General features: G+C 65.5%; 5 protein-coding genes. 4 read left to right on the top strand and 1 reads right to left on the bottom strand.

The window, feature by feature from the left end; all coding sequences use genetic code 11:
- On the bottom strand, nucleotides 1-875 hold an 875-nt coding region (locus tag HG262_RS06535; RefSeq protein ID WP_211186981.1), incomplete at its 3' end, for a DUF2157 domain-containing protein.
- A 62-nt stretch (nucleotides 876-937) separates the two neighbouring features.
- On the opposite strand from HG262_RS06535, the gene HG262_RS06530 reads away from it, so the two are divergent.
- The 4 genes from HG262_RS06530 (at nucleotide 938) to HG262_RS06515 (ending at nucleotide 6,411) form a co-directional block, all read left to right on the top strand.
- Entirely contained in the window at nucleotides 938-3,574 is a 2,637-nt protein-coding gene (locus HG262_RS06530) for a DNA topoisomerase III (RefSeq protein ID WP_169270238.1), read from the top strand.
- Nucleotides 3,575-3,714: 140 nt separating this feature from the next.
- A complete protein-coding gene (locus tag HG262_RS06525; RefSeq protein ID WP_169270237.1) occupies nucleotides 3,715-4,773 on the top strand; it encodes an ABC transporter substrate-binding protein in 1,059 nt (352 codons plus the stop codon).
- On the top strand, nucleotides 4,773-5,543 hold the full coding sequence (locus tag HG262_RS06520) for an ABC transporter ATP-binding protein (RefSeq protein WP_169270236.1): 771 nt from the start codon (nucleotides 4,773-4,775) through the stop codon (nucleotides 5,541-5,543). Before HG262_RS06525 ends, HG262_RS06520 begins: the two co-directional genes overlap by 1 nt.
- Nucleotides 5,544-5,556: 13 nt before the next feature.
- The gene (locus HG262_RS06515) at nucleotides 5,557-6,411 is read left to right on the top strand and encodes an ABC transporter permease (protein WP_169270235.1); all 855 of its coding nucleotides are present in this window, start codon (nucleotides 5,557-5,559) and stop codon (nucleotides 6,409-6,411) included.
- Nucleotides 6,412-6,611: the final 200 nt, after the last annotated feature.

Genomic DNA, 6,611 nt, shown 5'->3' with positions numbered 1-6,611 from the left:
TCGGCCATCAGCAACGCCGCCAGCGGCAGCGCGGCCCAGACGCCGGGCTCCAGGCGCAGCAGCCATTCGCCCACGAATCGCAGTGACACGCAGATCACGCCAGCCGCCAAAATGGCCAGGATGATCAGATCGCGCCGGACCCGCTGATAATAAAAGCCCAGCCCCACCGTCACGGCAAGCCACGCGATGCCGCCGACCCCTTGCTCGCGGCCGAAGAAGAAACCGACGAACATCAGGGACATGACCAGCGTGCTGACGACCAGGGCCGCCAGGATGCGCGGGCCGATCATCGTGCTGGCACGCCAGCGGTGCGCGGCCAGCTCCCAGCCCAGCAGCAACGCGAGGTTCAGCGCCGCCATGACGAGCGTGATGGTGTCCGATCCGCCGAACACCGACAGCCACGAGAACATCCGTTCGCCCAGCCAGAGCGCGGCCGCCACGTTCAGCACCAGGATCCACAACAGCCACACGGCCTGGCTGGCCGCGGCCAGCGCCCAGGGCAGCAGCAATAGCGCCCACCAGGCGAACAATTCCCAGGTATCGGCGCCAGTCTGGTAAGTTTGGCCTAATAACGCGAGCAGGGCGCCCAGCAGGATGCCGGCCAACGCCAGGAGCGCGCCCGGGATGCTGCGCCGCACGCCAGGGGTGGCCCGAAGGCGCAGCCCGGCCCAGGCGGCGGCCAGTGCGGCAATGGCCAGCAAGCCCTGCGTGCCGGCGAAGCGCTGCACTTTTGTCATGTCCTGCCAGTTGGCGGCGACCCAGCAAATCGCGGCGCTGCCCAGCAGCAAAACGCCTAGCCAAAGGGTGCTTCGCGCCAGGAATTGGCGCCAAGCGTGCAGTTCGGATCCCGCTTGTCTTTCAGTGCCGACTTGCATCTGGCGAATCTCCGATCTTATTATCCGCGCTACTAAGGCGGGACTACCGCCACTGGATACACATGAATAAAACGCTGATTATTGCCGAGAAGCCCTCGGTGGCCCTTGATATATCACGCGCCTTGGGAGGCTTTGCGCGCGAGGGCGACTATTTTGAAAGCGAACGTTACGTACTCGCGTCCAGCATCGGCCATTTGCTGAGCTTGGTCGCGCCCAACGATCCGGTCAAGGGGAAGTGGAGCTTCACGCACCTGCCCGTGATTCCGCCGGAATTCGAACTGGGCCCCACCGACAAGAAGTCCGCCGAGCGCCTGAAGCTGCTGGTCCGCCTGGCCAAGCGCAAGGACGTGGATTCGATCATCAATGCCTGTGACGCGGGACGCGAAGGCGAACTGATCTTCCGCTACATCATTCAGTATGCGGGCGTGAAGAAGCCGATCCAGCGCCTCTGGCTGCAATCCATGACGCAGGCCGCCATCCGCGACGCCTTCGCCAACCTGCGCGACGACGCCCAGTTGAAACCGCTGGAAGCGGCGGCCCGTTCGCGCGCCGAAGCCGACTGGCTGGTCGGGATCAACGGCACGCGGGCCATGACCGCCTTCAACAGCAAGGACGGCGGCTTCTTCAAGACGCCGGTCGGCCGGGTGCAGACCCCCACGCTGGCGATCGTGGCCGAACGCGAAGAGCGCATCCGCCGCTTCGTGCCGCGCGACTACTGGGAAGTGCGCGCCACCTTCATCGCCGCCGCCGGCCTGTATGAAGGCCGCTGGATCGACCCCCAATTCAAGAAAGACGACCGCGACCCGGAAAAGCGCGAATCGCGCCTGTGGTCGGCCGCCGCCGCGCAAAGCGTGGTGGCCGCCTGCCGCGACCAGCCGGGCAACGTCACCGAAGAATCCAAGCCATCGACCCAGATGTCGCCGGCGCTGTACGACCTGACGTCGCTGCAGCGCGAAGCCAACGGCCGTTTCGGCTTTTCGGCCAAGACCACGCTGGCGCTCGCCCAGACCCTGTACGAACGCCACAAGGCGCTGACCTACCCGCGTACCGATTCCCGCTACCTGCCCGAGGACTACATCACCACGGTGCAGGAAACGATGCGCGCGCTGGCCAAGGGCGGCTCGAACGCCGTGGGCGGCCTGGCCCGCCACGCGGACACGGTCGTCAGCCAGCAGTGGGTGAAGCCGAATCGCCGCATCTTCGACAACAAGAAGGTGTCGGACCACTTTGCCATCATCCCCACGCTGCAGATCCCGCATGACTTGAGCGAAGCCGAGGCCAAGCTGTACGACCTGGTGCTCAAGCGCTTTTTGGCCGTCTTCTTCCCGGCCGCCGAATACCGCGTCACCACCCGCCTGACCGAAGTGCAGGGGCACCGCTTCCGCACCGACGGCAAGGTGCTCGTCACCCCAGGCTGGCTGGCCGTCTACGGCAAGGAAGCCCAGGGCGAAGACGCCAACCTGGTGCCCGTGGCGGACGGCGAGACCGTGCGCACGGAAGACGTCGAAGCCGTGGGCCTGTCGACCAAGCCGCCAGCCCGCTTCAACGAAGGCACCTTGCTGTCCGCCATGGAAGGCGCTGGCAAGCTGGTGGACGACGAAGAACTGCGCGAAGCGATGTCCGAGCGCGGCCTGGGCACGCCGGCCACGCGCGCCGCCATCATCGAAGGCCTGCTCAACGAGGTCTACCTGCGCCGCGAAGGCCGCGACCTGGTGCCCACCGCCAAGGCGCGCCAGCTGATGACGCTGCTGTCAGGGCTGGACGTCACCGAACTGACCTCGCCGGAATTGACGGGCGAGTGGGAACACAAGCTCAAGCAGATCGAGCAGGGCGGCCTGGGCCGCGAGGCCTTCATGCGCGAAATCGCGCAGATGACGCAAGTCATCGTCAAGCGCGCCAAGGAATACGAGCGCGACACGGTGCCGGGCGACTACGCCACGCTGCAGACGCCATGCCCCAAGTGCGGCGCCGTGGTGAAGGAAAACTACCGCCGATTCGCCTGCACGGCCTGCGATTTCTCGATCGGCAAGCACCCGGGCGGCCGCACGTTCGAACTGCCGGAAGTCGAAGAACTGCTGGCCAAGCGCGAGATCGGTCCGCTGCAGGGCTTCATCAGCAAGATGGGCCGGCCGTTTGCCGCCATCCTGCGCATCAGCGATGAATACAAGCTGGAGTTCGACTTCGGCCAGAACGACGAAGACGACACCGAAGCCGTGGACTTCTCCGGCCACACGCCGGTGGGCCCCTGCCCGAAGTGCCAGTCGCGCGTGTTCGAGCACGGCATGAGCTACGTCTGCGAAAAGTCCGTTGGCCCCGAAAAGAGCTGCGACTTCCGCTCGGGCAAGGTCATCCTGCAACAAGAGATCTCGGCCCAGCAGATGGGCAAGCTCTTGACCGACGGCCGCACCGACCTGCTGGACGGCTTCGTGTCCAGCCGCACCAACCGCAAGTTCAAGGCGTTCCTGGTGCGCCAGCCGGACGGCAAGGTGGGCTTCGAGTTCGAGCCGCGTCCTGAAAAGCCGGGCCGCGCGCCGGGCAAGACGGCGGCAAAGACGGCCACCAAGACGGCAGCGAAGAAAGCGCCGGCCAAGAAGGCTGCGGTGAAGAAGACCGCCACGAAAACGGCTACCAAGACGGCAACCAAAACCGCCGCCAAGAAAGCCGTGAAGAAGGCAGCGCCGAAGAAAACGGCATCGTGACGGACGGCTGCGCGTAACTCGTCAATCACGCAGAAGTCGACCAACGCCCGGGCAACCGGGCGTTTTCCATTGTTGGACGGGTGGCGCTGGGGTATTGTTTACGCCAAACAGCTGCAACCCAACCAACGCCCGAGGACGACATGACCCACAGCCCCGATTTCACTACCCGCCGCCGCGTGCTGGCCGCTGCCGGGGCACTGGCCGGCGTCAGCCTGCTCAATGGGCGCGTGGCGTTCGCGCAGCCGAAGCTGGGCCGCGTCGTCTACGGGCAGGGCAGCATCGATCCCTTTTTCGCGGCCGGCTACGTGGCGCTGAAGAAGGGCTATTTCAGCGAAGGCGGCCTGGACGTCGAGTACCTGAATTCGCAAAGCGGTCCGCGCACCAACCAGTTGCTGGCGGCCGGCCAGATCGTGTTCGGCGCCACGGCGGCCACCGCCGCCCCGGCGCTGACCATCGCCGGCAAGCCCGCGACGCTCGTGTTCGGCTTTGACCGCAAGCTCACCTATGCCAATGTCATCGTCCGCCGCGAAGACTTCGACAGCGGCAAGATCAAGTCGTTAAAGGACCTGGCCGGCAAGCGCGTGGGCGCCACCCAGCCGCAGTCCAGCACCTGGCTGATGGCGCTGTACCTGATGCAGAAGGCCGGCGTGGCCGACAAGGTGGATATCCGCCCGCTGGGCGACCTGGCCACCATGCTGGGCGCGCTCAAGACCGGCTCGGTATCGGCCAGCATGGCCACCATGTCCATGATGGAACAGGCCCGGCAGGAAGGTTGGGGCGTGCCCATTTTCGACGCCACCACCGAAAGCTCGTGGAACGAATTCATGGGCGGCGACGTCCCCGGCATCGCCGCGCTGACATTGGAAGACACCGTCCAGAAGCGCCCTGAAGTGGTGCAGGCCTTTGTCACCGCGATGGTCAAGGCGCAGGACTTCATCACCGCTAACTCCGCCGCCGGCATCACCGACGTCATCTACGACGACTACCTCAACGCCTTCCCGCGCGCGGCCATCGAGAAGACGCTGGGCGTCTACAAAGACACCGTGTTCCTGAAAGACAACCTCATCACCGAAGACGCGTACAACCGCATGACGGCCATCATGGGCGACGGCCGGCAATTCTCGAACGACGAGATCAAGACGGTGCCCTACGCCAAATGCGTGAACATGAGCTTCGTGCGGAAAGCGCGGGGCCTCTGATGATCACGCTGGACAACGTCGGCAAGGCCTACCAGTCGCGCCAGGGCACGACGCATGCGGTGGGCGAGGTCAGCCTGACGATCGAACAAGGCGAATTCGTCTCGATCGTCGGCCCTTCGGGCTGCGGCAAAAGCACGCTGCTGAACATGATCGCCGGATTCCTGCGGCCCACCACCGGCACCATCCGCGTGGCTGGGCAGGTGGTGGACGGTCAGGTGCCGCCCGCGCTGGGCTACATCTTCCAGAAAGACACCTTGCTGCCCTGGTTCAGCGTCAAGAAGAACGTGGCGCTGGGCCTGAAGTTCCAGGGCGTGGCTGCCGACAAGATCGACCGTCGCGTGGCTGAACTGCTGGAACTGGGTCACCTGGGCGCCTTCGCCGACGCCTTCCCGCACCAGCTGTCGGGCGGCATGCGCCGGCGCGTGGCGCTGTTGATGAGCCTGGCCGTCGAGCCCCGCATCCTGCTGCTGGACGAGCCCTTCGGCGCGCTGGACACCCATACCAAGACGCACCTGCACCGCGAACTGATGGAGATCTGGCGCAAGCTGGGCCAGACCATCGTCATGGTCACACACGACCTGGACGAAGCCATCCTGCTGTCGGACCGCGTGGTGGTGCTGTCCGGCCCGCCCAGCCACGTGCTGCTGGACGAACGCATCCGCATCCCGCATCCGCGCGACGTCTTCACGCTGCGCGAAACGCCGCAGTTCGTTGCCCACGTGCAAAGCCTCTGGAGCGTGCTGGGCCAGCAGTTCCGCGCCGCCGCCTGAATCCCCTTGCGTCATGATCCCGACTGAAACCTCCGATTCCCTGCAGGACCAGCTGCGGCTGGACCGCCGCGCCGGCATTGCCCGCCGCGTGCGCATCACCTTGTGGCAAGTGCTGATCCTGGCCGTCATCCTGGGCGCGTGGGAGACGCTGACGCGCATCCCGTGGTTCACCCAGAATACGTTGTTCGACCCCTTCTTCATCAGCCAGCCGTCACGCGTGGCGGTGCGGCTGTGGGAATGGATGCAGCCCGGGCCGCGCTCGGTCTGGCCGCACTTGTGGCTGACGCTACAGGCCACGATGGTGGGGCTGGTCGTGGGGGTGGGCAGCGGCTTCATCGTCGGCATGACGCTTTCCCGCAGCCGCTTCCTGGCCGACGTGTTCAACCCGTTCATCGTGGCGTTCAACTCGATGCCGCGCATCGCGTTCGTGCCGCTCATCACCATGTTCTTCGGCCTGGGGCTGGCCTCCAAGGTGGTGACGTCCTGGTTCGTGGTGTTCTTCCTGGTGTTCTTCAACACCTACAAAGGCGGCCGCAGCGTCGAACGCGAACTGGTGGATTTCTGCCGCACGCTGGGCGGATCGCCACGCCAGATCCTGTGGCGCGTACGCATCCCGACGGCGGCGGCCTGGACGTTCGCCGCCTTGCCCAACGCCATCAGCTTTGCGCTGATCGGCGTGGTGTTGGCCGAATTCGTGGGATCCACCACCGGCATGGGCTACCTGATGATCACCGCGCTGGCCACGCTGAACGCCACCGACATGTTCGCCGCCGTGACGCTGTTGTCCATCGTTGGCATCGCGCTGGTTTATTGTGTGACCTGGCTGGAACGGCGCCTGCTGCACTGGGCGCCTGAATTCAGGGAATAAGAGGGGCCCACCCCCGAAGCGCTACGCGCTTCCCCCTCAAGGGGGCGCCGCTGCGGACCGGCGAAGCCGGCTCCGCGCGGCCCGGACCGGGTCAGCCTTCCATGAAGCACCTTGATGGAACGGGTGAGGGTCGTGGGTTAGCGGCACCCAAAAACCGAGGGCGGTTTTATGCGCTTTGGGCAGCGCAGGGCGATGGAGAA

It is taken from the genome of Achromobacter sp. Bel, from assembly GCF_012928505.1.
Taxonomy (GTDB): Bacteria; Pseudomonadota; Gammaproteobacteria; order Burkholderiales; family Burkholderiaceae_B; genus Achromobacter.
Note: the sequence above shows the minus strand (reverse complement) of the source record. Positions and strands in the feature narration are given on the sequence as shown.